Genomic DNA, 16594 nt, shown 5'->3' with positions numbered 1-16594 from the left:
CTCATTTTCCACCAAGCACATCACGAGCCCCCCAATGGGGAAAATGTCTGCGGATCAATTGGTTAAGCTCGACCTCAAACTCACTAAACGTATTATTTTGTTCAAAAAGTTGCGTTTGAGTATCACGTACCAATCCAGCACCTGCGGTAACATTGGTTAAACGATCAATCAAGATCATGCCGCCGGTATCTGCATTACGTTGATAATTTTCTAATAATAGCGGCTCATCGAATGAAAATTCAACCAACCCGATACCATTCAACGGTAATTCAGTCGCCACTTTTTGCGTTAGATTATTGATATCCACTTGATATTGAATATTTTCCACCTTTGCTCGACTGCGTTTACCGGCAACCTTAATATCAAGCTGTTGCCCTTGCACCAAAGGTTGCTCTGACATCCAAACGACATCAATCAGAGCTTGGCGAGTGCTTTGTAATGGTTCATTTTCTTCGACAATCAAATCACCACGACTAATATCAATTTCATCTTCAAGCACCAACGTGATTGCTTCGCCCGGTACAGCAAAATCTTGCTCCCCAGAAAATGTGACGATTTGTTTAATTTTAGAGACGGAGCCTGATGGCAATACCTTCACTGTTTGCCCGACTTGAACAATGCCTGAAGACAAGGTGCCGCTATACCCTCTAAAATCTAGATTCGGCCGATTAACATATTGGACAGGAAAACGCAGCACTTGCTCTGAGGCTTGTTGCTCAACTTGTACATTCTCCAAAATTTCAAGCAACGTTTCCCCTTGATACCATGGCAAACTACTGCTTTTATTAACAATATTATCCCCATCTAACGCAGAAATAGGCACGAATATAACATTCAGTTCAACGGGAAGTTCAGTGGCAAACTTTTGATAATCGTGCTTAATTTTGTCATAGACTTCTTGACTGTAACCCACTAAATCCATTTTATTCACTGCGACAATCAAATGGCGGATCCCAAGCAATGTACTAATAAAACTATGACGGCGTGTTTGCTCCTGTACCCCTTTTCGAGCATCGATCAGCAAAATAGAAAGTGAGCAAGTTGATGCACCTGTCGCCATATTGCGGGTATATTGTTCATGCCCTGGGGTATCTGCAATGATAAATTTGCGTTTTTCGGTTGAGAAATAACGGTAAGCAACATCAATGGTGATCCCTTGCTCACGCTCTGCAGCAAGACCATCCACGAGTAATGCTAAATCGAGTTTCTCACCTTGTGTACCAATACGCTTACTGTCACTTTGCAATGCAGACAATTGATCTTGATAGATTTGGCGCGTGTCATGTAATAATCGACCAATCAATGTGCTTTTACCATCATCGACATTTCCACAGGTTAAAAAACGCAGTAAACCTTTTTGTTGCTGAGCTAATAAATAAGGCTCAACACCGCCTTGTTGTTCGATTTGTTGTGCAATTGATTCGTTATAAGCTAACTGAGCCATGGCTTTGCTCCTTCCTCTACTTTGCGGGTTAACTGTACTTTTATGTTGCTTATTAAAAGTATCCTTGGCGCTTTTTCAGCTCCATCGAAGCGGATTGATCACTATCGATTAAACGCCCTTGGCGTTCGCTGATGGTTGAAATCAGCATTTCTTCAATGATTTCAGGCAAGGTTTCAGCATTAGATTCCACCGCCCCAGTGAGTGGCCAGCAACCAAGCGTTCGAAAACGAACCTTTTGTTTGGCGATCACTTCTCCTGATTTCAAATCAATACGATCATCATCAACCATCAGTAATGCTCCATCACGCACAATAACTGGACGCTCTTTTGCAAAATATAAAGGAACAATATCGATATTTTCCAAGTAGATATATTGCCAAATATCCAATTCAGTCCAATTCGATAATGGGAAAACACGAATGCTTTCTCCCTTATTGATTTGGCCGTTATAGTTATGCCATAGCTCAGGGCGCTGGTTTTTAGGATCCCAACGATGAGATCTATCTCTAAATGAATAGATACGTTCTTTGGCACGTGATTTTTCTTCATCACGTCGTGCACCACCAAAAGCCGCATCAAAACCGTATTTATCTAAAGCTTGCTTCAACCCCTCTGTTTTCATGATATCGGTATGCTTAGTGCTACCATGAATAAATGGGTTGATCCCTAACTTTTCCCCTTCAGGATTACGGTAAACTAATAATTCAAAGCCATATTTTTCAACTGCCTTATCGCGAAACTCGTACATTTCACGAAACTTCCATCCCGTATCCACATGCAATAACGGAAAAGGTAATTTTCCTGGATAGAACGCTTTACGTGCTAGATGCAACATCACCGAGGAATCTTTACCAATCGAATACAACATGACAGGGTTAGCAAATTCAGCGGCAACTTCACGAATAATATGAATGCTCTCTGCCTCTAACTGCTGTAAATGCGTCAATTTTTTTTCGTTCATGATGGACTCCTCTAATTAAGCCAATTCCAGCACGGCTGAACGCCATCGGATATCTTCGGTTTGCGGACCAAACCACGCAAGTTGTTGATGTAATGCAGTGACTTCGCCAATAATAATCAAGGCTGGCGTAGGGGCTTGCTGCGCTAATATTTCCAACTCATGCAATTTTCCCGTGAGTACTTTTTGGTCGCATCGCGTTCCACAACCAATAACCGCAATAGGGGTATCTTGATGACGACCATATTGGATCAGCTGCTGGCGAATATTTGCCGCTTTTACTGTCCCCATATAGATAGCAAGCGTTTGGTTCCCTCGAGCCAGTGACTGCCAATCGAGCTCCATTCCTTCATTGCGACAATGACCTGTAATAAAAGTAATGCTTTGTGAATGTTCCCGATGTGTTAACGGTATTCCGGCATAAGCCGCTGCCCCGATGGCGGCAGTGACACCAGGAACAACTTGAAATGGGATCCCTGCTTCTGCTGCGATTTGCAGCTCCTCACCACCTCGCCCAAAGACGAATGGATCGCCGCCTTTGAGACGGACAACTTTTTTACCCTGCCTGGCGTATTTCACAATCAAGGCATTGGTTTCTTCTTGAGAAACACTGTGGCTACCTGCACGTTTTCCTACACAGATTTTATCTGCATCGCGGCGCACTAATTCGAGTATTTCGTCACTGACCAAGTGGTCATACAGCACCACTTCGGCACTTTGCAGCACACGTAATCCTTTTAACGTGAGCAACCCTGCATCACCGGGGCCCGCGCCAACTAAAATTAGCTCACCGTTGGTGTCTTTTTCATAAAGTTGTCGTTCTAGCTGCTGCTCTGCTTCACTAAATTGTCCATTTTCGACTAATGACGCGAAACGTCCGCTAAAACTTTTTTCCCAAAAACGTTTTCTTTCACGCATGTTGCAAACTGACTCTTTCACTTTTGCTCGCCAGCGCCCTGCAATTTCGGCCATTTTGCCTAACGAATTTGGTAACATCGTTTCCAATTTTTCACGTAATAAACGCGCTAAAACGGGTGCCGTTCCCCCTGATGAAACCGCTACTATCACCGGGGAACGGTCAATAATTGAAGGAACAATAAAGGAACAGAGTGGCTGGTTATCCACCACATTAATAAAAATTTTTCGCACATTAGCATCATGAAAAACTTTCTCGTTCAATAACTCATCATCAGTGGCAGCTATCACCAAATAAGCATCATCAAGATGATTAGGTTGATAGTTTTCCTGCTGCCATATAAATTTGTTTTGTTGATACTCTTCTTCTAACTGGGAGCACAATGAAGGCGAAATAACCACCAGCGCAGCGTTTGCTTTAATCAATAACTCGGCTTTACGTGCCGCAACTACACCACCGCCAATCAACACAACTTTGCGGCTTCGTAGATCAACAAATAACGGTAAATAATCCATCTTGCTCACCCATCATTATTCAAACTTATTATAAGAAACTTAAAATTGACTATATGACTTGCGTGAATCGGTTTGAAATGACAAAAAGATATGATTAGTAACTGAAAAGAATAAGTGCGCTAATATTAATAAAAAACCGTTAATAATCAGATTTAAACCTCAAAAACAATCAACTTAGATTAAATTTTGTCATTTAAAAAAATGAATATTCATCATAATAAAAAAGGGATAATGTTTTTTTAAATAAACACATCCCTTTGTAATTAAACAAATATTATTTAAATTAAGGCTTTAATTAATCAATATTGAAAAATTAGGGTAATAACGACTAATTTTCATGAAGTCCACATTCACGCTTTAAACCAAAAAAACGCGTATCCTCTTCATTCATTCCCGCTTCCCATTTGCGTGTTGTATGTGTATCCCCAACCGATAAATACCCTTGTTCCCATAATGGATGGTAGGGTAAATCATATTGTGTTAGATATTCATAAACTTGCTTATTATTCCAATCAATCACCGGTAAAATTTTAAAAATACCTCGCCCGACACCTAACACGGGTAATCTCGCCCGACTCGCGGATTGTTCACGCCTTAACCCTGAAAACCAACTTTGTGCTTGTAAATCATCTAAAGCGCGATCCATTGGTTCAACTTTATTTATTTGATTATATTGCTCAATTCCTTCAATACCTTGCGTCCAAAGTTGACCATGAATCGCCTCTTGCCATGCGGGGGATAACGCCGCCCGATAGACGTGCAAATTTAAATTGAGCCTCTCTGTGAGTTGCTCAATGAACTGATAGGTTTCAGGAAAAAGGTACCCGGTATCCGTCAAAATGACCGGGATCTCCGGTATCACCTGCGTGACCATATGTAACGTTAATGCAGCCTGAATGCCAAAACTTGAAGATAAGACCAATTTAGATGGCAAATGCTCTGCCGCCCACTCAATACGCTGCATTGCATCCATGGCTTCAAGTTGCGTATTAAACGACGACAAGTATTCGTCTTGTTGCTGTTTTTCTAATTCAATCACATCAGAAAGCTGAAGTCGGTTCATACCGCCTCCTTAACCTCATAAAAATCAATGGCTGAATTCAGTACCGGTTTTACGACATCGGTACGGATGAGGAAATCACCAAATCCCTCGCGCTCGAATCTTTCACTCGCCCAGTGCCCAATCATCTCATCTAAGAGAGATAAAATTTCTGCACTGGTAATATTTTCGCGATACATACGAGGAATACGCGTACCAATACGGTTACCACCTAGATGAAGATTATATCTATCTGCCGCTTTACCCACTAAGCCAACTTCCGCTAGCATCGCTCGTCCACAGCCATTAGGACAGCCAGTCACACGTAAAACGATGTGCTCATCAGCAACCTGATGAGAAGCCATGATTTTTTCTATTTCACTGACAAACTCAGGTAAAAAGCGTTCGGCTTCAGCCATCGCCAATGGGCAAGTTGGAAATGAAACACACGCCATTGAATTTTCACGCTGAGGTGAAATATTATCACTCATTAATCCATGCGATCGCGCAATGGCTTCAATAGCGAGTTTATCTTCTTCTGGTACGCCGGCAACGATCAAGTTTTGGTTAGCCGTTAAGCGAAAGTCCCCTTTATGAATGCGAGCAATCTCTGCCACACCTAATTTTAGGGGCTTTTCAGCGGTATCAATTAAACGCCCATTTTCAATAAACAAGGTTAAATGCCAGCGATTATCGATCCCTTTTAACCACCCAATTTGATCACCACGTTCAGTAAATTGATAAGGGCGAATGGATTCAAAGATAACACCTGAACGCCTTTCTACTTCCGCTTTAAATGTCTCGATACCGACTCGTTCAAGGGTATATTTAGTTTTGGCATTTTTGCGATCAGTTCGATTTCCCCAATCCCGCTGCGTCGTCACAATTGCTTCTGCGATAGCTAATGTTTTATCCAACGGAATAAAACCAAATTCGCTTGCCAAGCGTGGAAAGGTAGCCGTATCACCGTGGGTCATTGCCAAGCCACCACCAACTAATACGTTAAAACCAATTAGCTCACCCTCTTTGGCAATTGCCACAAAATTCATGTCATTAGCATGAAGATCCACATCATTTAATGGTGGGATCACCACTGTCGTTTTGAATTTCCTAGGCAAATACGTTTGCCCCAAAATAGGTTCTTCATCAGTAGTGACAATTTTTTCTTTATCTAACCATATTTCTGCATAAGCACTGGTACGGGGTAGTAAATGCTCCGATATTTTCTTTGCCCATTCATAGGCTTGCTGATGTAATTCCGATTGAACAGGGTTAGAAGTACAAAGCACATTACGATTGACATCATTGGCAGTTGCTAATGCATCTAAACCCACATGACTGAGCATCTGGTGTGCTGGCTTCACATCGCCTTTTAATATTCCATGAAATTGGAATGTTTGGCGGTTAGTGATCCGCACGCTGCCATATAAGGTATGTTCCGATGCGAATTTATCGATGTCCAACCATTGTTTTGGCGTGATAATTCCCCCCGGCAAGCGACAACGCAGCATCATGGCATGACGCGGCTCCAGTTTTTGCTCCGCACGTTCGGCTCGAATATCACGATCATCTTGTTGGTACATGCCATGAAAACGGATCAATAAAAAATTATCACCCTCAAATCCACCGGTTAGGCCATTTGTGAGATCTTCTTTGATAGAGCCACGCAAGTAGTTACTGTCTTGCTTCATTCGCTCACTGTCGGCAAGCTTACCTTCAACAATTAAGGGTTTTTGTTGTTGTTCATTGCTCATTAATAAACATCCCTCTGATAACGGCGCATTACACGCAACTCACTTAAAAATTCATCAGCTTGCTCGCTATCCATGCTTCCATACTGACTGATGACATCCAATAATGCCTGCTCCACATCTTTTGCCATGCGATTTGCATCACCACAGACGTAGATGTGTGCACCTTCCACAATCCAATCCCAGACTTCTTTACCTTGTTCACGCAACTTATCCTGCACATATACCTTTTGTGCCTGATCCCGTGACCATGCCAATGAAATTTGAGTTAATAAGCCATCTTTGACATAACGCTGCCATTCAACTTGATAAAGGAAGTCATCGACAAAATGAGGATTACCAAAGAAAAGCCAATTTTTACCCTTCGCACCATCGTTATCGCGTTGCTGTAAGAAGGCGCGAAAAGGCGCAATTCCAGTACCTGGACCAATCATGATGACCGGGGTTGATGGCTCACTTGGTAGGCGGAAATTTTCATTATGCTCAATGAAAATACGCAGCTCATCACCTTCGCCTAAGCGATCCGCTAAAAAACCGGATGCGCCCCCCGTACGTGGCCGGCCATCAATGTCATAGCGAACAACACCGACAGTAGCATGCACTTCATCTTCCGACTCGGCTTGAGATGAAGAGATAGAATATAGTCTTGGTGTCAGGGGCCGTAAGAGATCAATAAATGCCTGAGCGCTGGGTTGCGCTGCGGCTTGACGCACCATATCAACAATCGGCGTAGTTTGTGCGTAGTGTAAAATTGCAGACTTATCACTTATCAATGCTAATAACCCATCATCTTTTGAAAGTTGGGCATATTTCTCAACAATGATATGGGTATTTTGAGTAAGTTCTAGTTGGTAAATCAATGCATCACGCAATAAATGACGCTGCTGACCAATAAAGACCTCTTCATCACCATTAAGCCATAATAATCCCACCAGCTCATCGACTAAAGCAGGGTCATTATCAAACCAAATTCCAAGTGAATCACCCGGCTGATAACGTAGCCCCGAATCACCTAAATCAATTTCAATATGCCTGACATCTTTTTGAGAACCTCTGCCTGTTATCTTTTGATTATTCAGTAATGATGCAGTCAAAGGCGCTGTTTTACTGTAAGGGGATGAGTGTATTTCATTTACACTGCCTGATTGTGTGACGATTAACTGGCTAGTTGTTTGGGTTGGCACTCTTTCTTTCAGCTTTTGCGTTAAATTTTCAACCCATTCATCCGCAACGGCTTGGTATTCCACATCGGCATCAATGCGCTCAAATAAAGATATCGCACCCAATTTCGCCAATTGCGTATCGAAATCCTTCCCTGCTTGGCAAAATTTCTCATAAGAAGAATCACCTAGCGCAAAAACCGCATAGTTTGTTTCACTTAAATTAGGCGCTTTTTTAGAATAAAGGTATTTATACAGTGCTACCGCTTCTTCCGCAGGTTCCCCTTCACCTTGTGTTGATGCCACAATCACCAAGATTTTTTCTTGGTTTATCTGTTTAAATTTGTAGTCACCCGCATTGATTAAATTAACATTAATTTTTTCGCTAATTAAACGCTCTCTAAGTTGTTCCGATAAACGGCGGGCATTTCCTGTTTGTGACGCAGAAATAATCGTCACTGTTTCTTCGGGTGCAACAGGTACACTAACAGGCATACCATTACCTGCGTTTTGGTTTATCGTTCCCCATAAATAACCTGAAAGCCATGCCAGCTGGTGCGATGAATAATCATCCACCGCTGTTTGTAAACGTGCCAGTTGCTCCGTTGATATAGGTAATGCCGATAAAGGAGGCTGTTTTTTTGTCATTATCCTGTAACCTCAAAATTGCTCATATTTAAATATTCTCTAAAAACAAAACCATGTCGATTAAACAAACGAGAGCATTATTCTAATTAAATAAGCCTCAAGTCTTATGCAATTATCAATAAGTTAGATGACAATATTGCGACCTAAAATATGAAAAGCATATAACTATGACGGATATAAGGTTATAACAGCCTGCTATATTGAGATAAGAAACGATAGCCATAACTAATAGCTAAAAAGCCTAAAGAAAATATCTGATGAATAATACTCATAAAATCGATTAGCAATAATTCGTCAATTAAAGATATTTTGAGTCAAAATTACAGTAGAATGCACTATTTATTATTAATAAGGACACTTTTATGAGCACAACAATCTATAAGGATTTTTACTTTGAAGCCGCCCACAAACTTCCTCATGTTCCCGAGGGGCATAAATGCGGTCGCCTCCATGGTCATTCTTTCATGGTGCGCTTAGAGATCACTGGAAATGTTGATGCACATACCGGTTGGATTATTGATTTTTCTGATGTTAAAAAAGCATTCAAGCCTATTTTAGAACAGCTCGACCATCATTATTTAAATGATATCGATGGATTAGAAAACCCAACCAGTGAAGTATTAGCACGTTGGGTCTGGCTAAAAACCAAGCCGTTATTACCTTTATTAAGCGCAGTGACTATCAAAGAAACTTGCAATGCAGGTTGTATCTATCGTGGTGAAGATTAATCTTATCTAATCCTTTGAATTTATAAAATAAAAACAATCACCCTAAATAATTTGAATTGCAGCTAGGCGGCAAGCAAAGCTATCTCGTGGAGCAGACAAAAGTATGTGACTCGAGTAACTGAGCGCAGCCAACAACGCTGCGGTTCAAAGTATGACGGATATAAAAAATTACCCTAAATAATTTGAATTGCAGCTAGGCGGCAAGCAAAGCTATCTCGTGGAGCATACAAAAGTATGTGACTCGAGTAACTGAGCGCAGCCAACAACGCTGCGGTTCAAAGTATGACGGGTAAGCAGATAATTACGGGATTGCTAAATATTTATGCGTCTGAATAGACAACCGCCAATTCCGCTCAATGCATGTATCAATACATAATCTTGTCGCTGAAGCTTTTTGACTGATGGGTTGTAATGCCACTATCGGTGCAGGTTTTATTGTTCGCAATGCCAATATATTATCCAGCGCTTCAATATCTTTTTCTCTCGCTACTGGATGTTTTATTTCATTAGCGCGATTAACCGCTTGAGAGAGTACTTGTAAGCCGCCTTTCATCCCTACTTTCGGGGAAACGGTTACCCACGTTGTTTCACTACACTGAATCGGGTAGGTTCCACTGGTTTCTATTTGGCACTGATAACCATTTAATTCAAGCAATTGTGTTAATGGTGTCAAATCATAGATACAAGGCTCGCCCCCCGTGATCACGATGTGTTTTGCACTATAATTCTTTGCAGTCATCAAAGCGATTAGTGCTGTAGCATCTGCCATTGCCCACTCATCGTTATCTAACGTTTTTAGCGCGATATCACCCAGCACGGTTTCTTTGTTTGTTTCTACTTCCCATGTTTGCTTTGTATCACACCAGCTACAGCCTACGGGGCAACCTTGCAACCGAATAAAAATAGCCGGAACACCGGTAAAAACTCCCTCTCCTTGTAAGGTTTGAAAGATCTCATTAATTGGGTATTTCATATCACTCCTAAAATAGTCAACCTGATGTGTATTATATTGCAGATATCTATCTCACGAACAAGGCACTTTGTGATAATGTAGCCACCTTGGGTTCATAAAGTACGCCAGAATCGATAAACAAAACCGAAACAATATTCGGTGCATTATCTCATACTAAGAAAGAGACAGGAAAAGACATGCAAAGTAGTGAACAAAATCAACTCAGAAAGGGGCTGAGCGTCAGGCATATTCGCTTCATGGCGCTAGGATCTGCGATTGGGACTGGGTTATTCTATGGTTCAGCATCAGCCATTCAGGCTGCAGGACCGGCAGTATTAATCGCTTATATGGTCGGTGGTGCAGCTGTTTTTATGGTGATGCGTGCATTAGGTGAAATGGCTGTTCATAATCCCGCTCCGGGCTCTTTCTCTCACTATGCTAGCCATTATATGGGGCCATTAGCGGGTTTCTTAACTGGCTGGAACTATGTTTTCGAAATGCTAGTTGTGTGCTTGGCCGATATCACCGCCTTTGGTATGTATATGGGCTTCTGGTTCCCTGATGTCGACCAATGGATATGGGTGCTTAGTATCGTGCTATTTATTGGCGCACTCAATTTATGTCATGTCAAAATCTTTGGTGAGATGGAATTTTGGCTTTCTATTGTGAAAGTCAGCGCCATTATCGCGATGATTGTCGGTGGCGCTTTCTTAATGTTCTACGGCTTTGGCAAAGAAACCGGCCATGCAGTTGGCATCCAAAACCTATGGGAACATGGGGGCTTTATGCCTAATGGTATTGAAGGGGTGATTGCCTCCCTTGCCATTGTTATGTTTGCATTTGGTGGCATTGAAGTTATCGGTATCACGGCGAGTGAAGCGCAAGATCCAGAAAAAACCATCCCAAAAGCTATCAATGCCGTACCTATTCGCATTCTATTATTCTATGGGTTAACGCTATTTATACTAATGTGTATCTATCCATGGAACCAAGTTGGTCAAAATGGCAGCCCATTTGTCCAAATTTTCTCAAGCCTTAACATCACTTCCGCTGCAAACATTCTTAATATAGTGGTAATTACCGCCGCAATTTCAGCGATTAACAGTGATATTTTCGGTGCAGGCCGCATGATGTACGGCATGGCGCAAAACAAACAAGCGCCAAAAGTTTTCACTAAGCTCACCAGCAATGGCGTACCTTGGGTGACGGTATTGGTGATGTCAGTTGTCATGCTGCTTGGCGTATACTTAAACTTCCTCTTACCTGAGAAAATCTTCGTTATTATTGCCTCAATAGCAACCTTTGCAACCGTTTGGGTTTGGTTGATGATTTTACTTTCTCAAGTTGCTATGCGCCGCCAAATGAGCAAGGAAGACGTTAAAAAACTCAAATTCCCTGTTCCTTTTTGGCCTATCGGACCGGCAATTACCATTGCATTTATGGTCTTTGTTATCGCACTACTTGGATTTTTCAAAGACACTCAAGTCGCCTTGATTGTTGGCTTTGCTTGGGTAGCAATACTGACAATTGCATTCTTCTTTATGCGTACTTTTCAAAAATCTCGGGAAGCGGACCTGTAGAAATTAAGACATGAAATAATTCGAGTTGCAGAAGATAATCTGCAACTCGATATCTTGCTTTATAATCAAATTAAAGCTTGTCTAATATCAGCAATCAAATCATCGGCACTCTCTAAACCAATTGAAAGGCGAATCAATCCATCACTAATACCATACTGTTTTCTTTCTTCTGGGGAATAAGTCGAGTGAGTCATACTCGCTGGATGCTGAGCTAAAGATTCACAATCGCCTAAACTGACAGCCCGAGAAAATAAATTGAGACGATTTAAAAACTGTTTGCCCGCTTCAAATCCACCGTTTAGCTCACATGCAATCATCCCTCCCGGTAACTTCATTTGCTTTTGCGCTAATGAAAATTGGGTAAAATTAGCTAATCCAGGATACATTATTTGTTCAATTTTTGGGTGAGAAGCTAAGTATTCCGCCACCTTCTGTGCGTTTTCAACAATTCGCTCCATACGTATAGGTAATGTTTTCATTCCCCTCAGCACTAAGTTTGCATCGTGGGGTGATAAACATGCACCTGTCATATCTTTTAGCCCAACCAAACGGATTTGCTTAGCCAGTTCTGCGGTAGTAATAACTGCGCCAGCCATTACATCCCCATGTCCATTCATATATTTAGTCAATGAGTGAAGGGATATATCCGCGCCCAACGTAATTGGTTTTTGTATATAAGGGGTACAATAAGTATTATCAACAGCAACAAGTATATTATGATGATGTGCTATCTTACTGACTGCCTCGATATCAACCAAACGCATATTTGGGTTAGCTGGTGATTCAAAAAATATCATTCGCGTTTTAGGCGTAATTTCTTGTTTAACATTCACCGGATTACTCATATCAATATGACGGACATTAATACCAAAGCGTGCAAGTCCATGATTAAAAAAAGCATAGGTACAACCATATACCGTCATATCAACCAATAATTCATCACCCGGATTTAATAGTGACCAGAAAGTCGATGTAATTGCCCCCATTCCTGAAGAAAAAACGACAGCCGCTTCACCTTCTTCTAAATTTGCGATTCGTTTTTCTAATAAATCTAATGTCGGATTGCTTATTCGGGTGTACATATAACCATTTTGTTCACCACTAAAACAGGCTGCTCCCTCTTCTACTGTTTTAAATACATAAGTAGACGTTTGGTATATAGGGGAAGCTAGCGATCCTAAATTTTCATTAGAACGATAATGACTATGTATTATTCTTGTATCAAAAGAACTTACCTTATCTAAATTCATACCACCTCCGAAAAATTAATCTTCTTTGGCTTGAGATAACCGAGAGCCAACAATTTGCAATGTTCGTAAAACGGTACTAATGCCACGTAATGTATTAGGGTCTTTTAATAGGCTATACGTTGAGCGAAAATTAGGCGCCTTATCATCATAAAGAGCTTCCATTTTGGCCATATTGTAAGCCGTTCCAAGCTCCCATACAGGTGTTAGGGTATCTTCAAACGAATTTGATAATTTCTCTACTGTACCTAAATCAAGGATATCCACTAAATCCGATACTAATGAAAGTAAATCAACAATATTATCCATGCGCTTTAGTTGTAATAACGGTGCTAATTTTTCGGCAAGATGATCACCCGCCTCAGAATTCAGTAACTCTGCCAGTTTTGCTTGCGTATTATCATTCGACATGATGTTTTCCCCTTATTACACTAAGCCGCGAATGGCAGCCCAATAGATACCTCGATTAAAGCCATTTCTCAGTAATCCGCCCAATTTAGTTGGCGGAATGGGGACTACATCATGTTTATAGTCGTACTGTAGTGGCATTCCGGCATGTAGCCCCATTTGAGCGACAGCCTGTACCCGCCCATCATAAATAGCAGACGGGTAGCCATAGGTTAATTCGCCACAAATATTATCAGCAATAATCGCAGCCTGATTATGGCAACTTCCACCCGCCTTACTAATCGGTAAATCAACGGTGTCTCCAATAACATAAACACCATCAACTCCATATACTTGCATAGTTTCATGGTCTGTCGGTAGCCAGCCTTCGCCATTATTATGCTCACTTAATCCAGTATTAATCACGGCTTCAACAGCTGTGATTGGTGGGGTGCTAATTAAAATATCAAAAGGCTGCGCATCACCTTCTTTTGAATAAGCTATTTTTTTATCCGGATCGACATTATTTAAAGTAAACCCTCTCTGAGCCTTAATGTTTTTAATATTAAAGATTTCAGGAATAACTTCACACACAGGCTGCTGTAAGAAAAGACAATTTCGTAATAACTGAGAAACCGTCGGATAAGTATAAACAATTTCAATATTATCTCTTACGCGGCGTTTACGTAAAAAATCATCTAGCATCAAAGTGGTTTCCATTGGTGCAATACCGCATTGGTGAGGTACATTCGGTGTTTCAGGGAAAGAAACCGTAATAAAGATCCGCCCTTTTTCTATTTTAGATAATTGATCTGCTAATTTTCGAGCAGGGTCATAAGCATAGAAATGATTGCCAATTTCTTTCAAACCTTCAATCCGGTCAGGTCTAGGAACGCAACCTGTCGCAACCACTAAAAAGTCATAGTTATAATTTTTACCATTTCTAGATTTTAATTCTTTATTTTTAAAGTCGAATGATTCTATCTTATCAATAACTAAATTAATTTCTGGTCGTAATAGTGAACGTTCACTACGACTTAACTCTTCTTGAAAAAATAAATTAAATGCAACATACATGAAAGCAGGTTTGTAATAATGAATAGGATTATCTGTTATTAACGTAATTTTTATTTTTTTAGCAAAAATATCTTTATTCAATTTTCGTGCGAGTGTGTTTGCAAGCATTGTCCCGCCGGTACCACCACCAACAATAACTATATTTTTCATGATGTTAATTGACCTTAAATCGATTGAATGACTAAATAATCATGTTTACACCTTATAAATATAGTTCATTTTAAATAATAGCCAATATATTTAGATAAATATAATTAATAACATAATAAATAAAATCAATTATCTTTATACAAAAAATTAGTCTAACAAATAAATAAAGATTATAATTCACACTGTAACTGTCACAGATAAATATCAATCTTATTTAAGATAAGCATAGTGACCCGTTATATTCCAATTAAATAAAACATCTTCAGCCACTTGCCCATACCCAATATTATGCATAACTAAATAACGCTGGTTATCTATTGACTTTAACGTAGTGACAATACCAATATGAGGTCTACCGTTATCTAGCCGCCATGAAACAATATCACCGGGAAGGTAATCGTTCTCATTCATTGTGATGGGTTTTACAGAACCTTTACGAGCAAAAAATACTTCTAAGTTCGGTACGCGGCGATGGTCAATATTTGTATCGGGTTTATTTAGTCCCCATATTAAGTGGCTAGGATACAAACTGAAATTTTTTTTAATGTCTTCATGTAAACGCTGTTGTAGGTCTATCCCCATTAGTCTATAACTACGGATAACAACATCAGAACAAACACCATAGTTTTTAGGAATATCGCCGTTAGGGTAATCAATTTTACGGTACGAAGAGTCATATATAACTAAGCGAGGTAATTGTTCCGCATACTTAGCTAGAGTAAGGCTTTCATTTCCTACAGCGCTAAAGGAATACAGAGAAATAATAAATATTAGTAGAAGCCGCAATGATTTATCCTCATCGATCTATAATTATAAAATCTACAATAAATAGAGAGATAAATAAGGTGGTTTTATCTTAAAGATGAGATTACTTTGGCAATTTAAATTGCGTGATTATCGGGTTATGATCGGATGCATCTGTACTTACTACATAACTATCATTGATTTTTAATCCTCGATAAAATATATAATCGAGTGGTCGGCCAAACGCTTTAGTACGTACATCGATGGTATAATTAATTTCTTTTAGCCCAACACTACGTATAAAACGCTTCAATGCATTAACTCTTTGGCGACTCCAAGCATTAAAATCCCCCGCTAAAATAACCGGACCAACATGTTTTCCGATATGGATACCTAATTTGTTGAGCTGTCTTGTATAAACATCAACACCAAAGCTAAAATTGATAGCATGTACATTAGCGACCATCAATTGTTTTCCATTTGGTAAAGGATACACAGTGATCAATGCTGACTTGGCTAAGCGCAATAAAGGTTCTTTTTCACGTAATGGACAGCAATAAATAGGATGTGAAGTTGCTAAGGTCATTACACCCGCAGGATGAGGAGAGAAAGGTAATGCAGGAACTTGATCGGCAATTAATTGATGAGATGCAGCAAACGATATCAGCTCAGGGGACATTTGTGCTTCTTGCAGTAATATCAGCTTTTTATCTTTGACTAACTCGGCTAAAACAGCTTTCCAATTAGGTCGTTGCTGTTTATATATATTCCAAGTCACCACATCTAACGTTTCACCTGCTGAAAATAAAGGCAAGCCAATTGGAAGTGATTCCCCTAGCATATGTATAGGCATAGGTTGAATACGTTTAGCGGGCTGACCTGCAATATATCTAACAGAATAGGTTCTTTTCGCCACGTTTCGAATTCCTACATAATGGAAAAATAGCTAGGATCTAACATTATTTACTTTACGCTTACCTCAGTATACCAAACATAGCCTGTTATATCTTATCTAGTTGAGGCGATTTAGCGCATAATCCACACCGACTAATAAAGCTTAAGCATCTAACTACCATAAAAGATCGTACAGCCCTTGTGTCTTTTAATCATTGCTAACAAACCTACTATTCCAAGCAAGTGAGTTGCTATTCAGCACTTTGTGTCAGGCAAATCTAGCTAGATAGTGGATGCAAAAATTAAATAGACGGTTTAGTGAGAATAAAAAAGGGGGGGTCTGCTGTATTGCGTATTGGCAAGGCTCTATCCGTGAAGTCCACGAGAGCAAACGGCAAAACAAG

14 protein-coding genes are annotated in these 16594 nt (G+C 40.2%); 2 read left to right on the top strand and 12 right to left on the bottom strand.

Annotated features, from left to right (window positions below; genetic code table 11):
* Position 1 precedes the first annotated feature (1 nt).
* The 6 genes from cysN to cysJ form a co-directional block, all read right to left on the bottom strand.
* Positions 2–1444: a sulfate adenylyltransferase subunit CysN gene (cysN, locus tag M998_RS15105; RefSeq protein ID WP_068909625.1), complete on the bottom strand. Its 1443-nt coding sequence runs from the start codon at positions 1442–1444 to the stop codon at positions 2–4.
* 52 nt (positions 1445–1496) lie between these two features.
* Positions 1497–2405, bottom strand: a complete 909-nt coding sequence (gene cysD, locus M998_RS15100; protein WP_068446383.1) for a sulfate adenylyltransferase subunit CysD — start codon at positions 2403–2405, stop codon at positions 1497–1499.
* A 15-nt stretch (positions 2406–2420) separates the two neighbouring features.
* Positions 2421–3833 carry a siroheme synthase CysG gene (gene cysG, locus M998_RS15095; protein ID WP_068909624.1) on the bottom strand — a complete coding sequence of 471 codons (1413 nt, stop codon included), beginning with the start codon at positions 3831–3833 and terminating at the stop codon, positions 2421–2423.
* Between the two features lie 328 nt (positions 3834–4161).
* A complete protein-coding gene (locus M998_RS15090; protein WP_068909622.1) occupies positions 4162–4896 on the bottom strand; it encodes a phosphoadenylyl-sulfate reductase in 735 nt (244 codons plus the stop codon).
* Positions 4893–6626, bottom strand: a complete 1734-nt coding sequence (gene cysI, locus M998_RS15085) for an assimilatory sulfite reductase (NADPH) hemoprotein subunit (RefSeq protein ID WP_068909620.1) — start codon at positions 6624–6626, stop codon at positions 4893–4895. The genes M998_RS15090 and cysI overlap by 4 nt, the downstream gene beginning before the upstream one ends.
* Complete coding sequence (gene cysJ / locus M998_RS15080) at positions 6626–8431, bottom strand: NADPH-dependent assimilatory sulfite reductase flavoprotein subunit (protein WP_068909618.1); 1806 nt, start codon at positions 8429–8431, stop codon at positions 6626–6628. The genes cysI and cysJ overlap by 1 nt, the downstream gene beginning before the upstream one ends.
* 362 nt (positions 8432–8793) lie before the next feature.
* Here cysJ and queD point away from each other — a divergent pair, with 362 nt between their 5' ends.
* The gene (queD, locus tag M998_RS15075) at positions 8794–9159 is read left to right on the top strand and encodes a 6-carboxytetrahydropterin synthase QueD (protein WP_068446392.1); all 366 of its coding nucleotides are present in this window, start codon (positions 8794–8796) and stop codon (positions 9157–9159) included.
* 301 nt (positions 9160–9460) lie between these two features.
* Here queD and queE read toward each other — a convergent pair whose 3' ends face one another.
* Entirely contained in the window at positions 9461–10132 is a 672-nt protein-coding gene (queE, locus tag M998_RS15070; protein ID WP_068909616.1) for a 7-carboxy-7-deazaguanine synthase QueE, read from the bottom strand.
* A 176-nt stretch (positions 10133–10308) separates the two neighbouring features.
* Between queE and hutT the strand changes: the two genes are divergently transcribed.
* Positions 10309–11691 (top strand): L-histidine transporter HutT, encoded by a 1383-nt coding sequence (hutT, locus tag M998_RS15065; RefSeq protein WP_068909614.1) that lies wholly within the window; start codon positions 10309–10311, stop codon positions 11689–11691.
* A gap of 65 nt (positions 11692–11756) precedes the next feature.
* On the opposite strand, the gene megL is transcribed toward hutT, so the two are convergent.
* The 5 genes from megL to M998_RS15040 all read right to left on the bottom strand — a co-directional run bounded on the left by megL (position 11757) and on the right by M998_RS15040 (position 16212).
* The gene (gene megL, locus M998_RS15060) at positions 11757–12941 is read right to left on the bottom strand and encodes a methionine gamma-lyase (protein ID WP_068909613.1); all 1185 of its coding nucleotides are present in this window, start codon (positions 12939–12941) and stop codon (positions 11757–11759) included.
* A 15-nt stretch (positions 12942–12956) separates the two neighbouring features.
* Positions 12957–13349 (bottom strand): helical membrane plugin domain-containing protein, encoded by a 393-nt coding sequence (locus tag M998_RS15055; RefSeq protein ID WP_068909611.1) that lies wholly within the window; start codon positions 13347–13349, stop codon positions 12957–12959.
* A gap of 15 nt (positions 13350–13364) precedes the next feature.
* Positions 13365–14552 carry an NAD(P)/FAD-dependent oxidoreductase gene (locus M998_RS15050; protein WP_068446402.1) on the bottom strand — a complete coding sequence of 396 codons (1188 nt, stop codon included), beginning with the start codon at positions 14550–14552 and terminating at the stop codon, positions 13365–13367.
* A 210-nt stretch (positions 14553–14762) separates the two neighbouring features.
* Positions 14763–15323, bottom strand: coding sequence for a DUF1287 domain-containing protein (locus M998_RS15045; RefSeq protein WP_375342655.1), 561 nt, complete (start codon positions 15321–15323; stop codon positions 14763–14765).
* A gap of 97 nt (positions 15324–15420) precedes the next feature.
* Positions 15421–16212 (bottom strand): endonuclease/exonuclease/phosphatase family protein, encoded by a 792-nt coding sequence (locus M998_RS15040; RefSeq protein ID WP_068909607.1) that lies wholly within the window; start codon positions 16210–16212, stop codon positions 15421–15423.
* Positions 16213–16594: the final 382 nt, after the last annotated feature.

Origin of the sequence: Providencia heimbachae ATCC 35613 (assembly GCF_001655055.1) — a bacterium.
In the GTDB taxonomy this organism is placed as follows: domain Bacteria; phylum Pseudomonadota; class Gammaproteobacteria; order Enterobacterales; family Enterobacteriaceae; genus Providencia; species Providencia heimbachae.
This window is presented reverse-complemented; position numbering and strand designations above follow the sequence as displayed.